Origin of the sequence: Streptomyces sp. NPDC049687 (assembly GCF_044465285.1) — a bacterium.
Lineage (GTDB): Bacteria > Actinomycetota > Actinomycetes > Streptomycetales > Streptomycetaceae > Streptomyces.
The window spans coordinates 1-1,059 of sequence record NZ_JBITLN010000048.1; the positions used below are offsets into that span (position 1 = coordinate 1).

The 1,059-nt window shown below is 70.2% G+C and carries 1 protein-coding gene; it reads right to left on the reverse strand.

What is annotated here, in order from left to right; all coding sequences use genetic code 11:
- The coding region (locus tag ACIBVL_RS43245) for an IS481 family transposase (RefSeq protein ID WP_399106789.1) at positions 1–949 on the reverse strand (949 nt) is incomplete at its 3' end.
- Positions 950–1,059 lie beyond the last annotated feature (110 nt).

The following is a 1,059-nucleotide window of genomic DNA, read 5'->3' on the forward strand; positions in this document are numbered from 1 at the left end:
TGTATTGACCCGTGAGGTTGGGGACGCGGCTGGCGGGTGGTTGGCCTTTGAGCGCGGTGTGTCCGCGGTGGTGATTGTAGGTGTGCAGCCAGCCGGGGAAGGCGTCGCGTCGCTCGGCTTCTGAGTGGTAGGGGCGGGCGTAGGCCCACTCGTCCAGCAGTGTCCGGTTGAACCGCTCGACCTTGCCATTGGTCTGCGGCCGGTAGGGCCGGGTTCGCTTGTGGGTGATCCCGGCTGCTGCCAGCAGGTCTCGCCAGTCGCGTGAGCGGTAGCAGGAGCCGTTGTCGGTCAGCACTCGCTCGACCGTGATCCCGTACTCGGTGAAGAAGGCGTGGGCCCGCAGCCAGAAGGCCGTGGCGGTCTCCTTCTTCTCGTCGGTGAGGATCTCGCTGTAGGCCAGGCGGGAGTGGTCGTCGACGGCGGTGTGCACATAGCTGTAGCCGGCGTTCGAGCGGGTCTTGCGGCCCGCCTGGCGGCCGAGGACCTTGTGGCCGCCGCCGTCTGGGATGTTGCCGAGCTTCTTGATGTCCACGTGCACCAGTTCGCCCGGCCGGGCGCGTTCGTAGCGGCGTATCGCCCGGCCGGTGGCCCGGTCCAGGTGGGCCAGACGGGCCAGGCCGAAGCGGGTCAGCACGCGGTGCACCGTCGAGGGCACGAGTCGTAGCAGGCCGGCGATGCGGGCCGGCCCCCATCGGCGCAGCAGGCGGACCTTGATGATGCGGCGTTCGGTGCGGGTGGGGGTGCGGCGCGGGCTGGTGTGCGGGCGGGAGGACAGGTCGGCCATCCCGGCCTCGCCCAGCAGCCGGTAGCGGTCGGCCCAGCGCTGGGCCGTGGTGGGCGAGACCTGGAAGCGTTCGGCGGCCCGGCGCAGGGTCCAGCCGTCCTCGACCACGCAGCGGGCCAGGCGCAGACGGCCGGTCTCGGTCAGGGGTGCATTACGGTGGGGCACGAGGGCCTTTCTGGTCGCCGGTGCAGATGTCGCAGTCCACACCAGGCCAGAAGGCCCTCACCCATTTCAAGATCCCTCAGCCGAGACCTGCGTCACCAACCTCCGTGGAC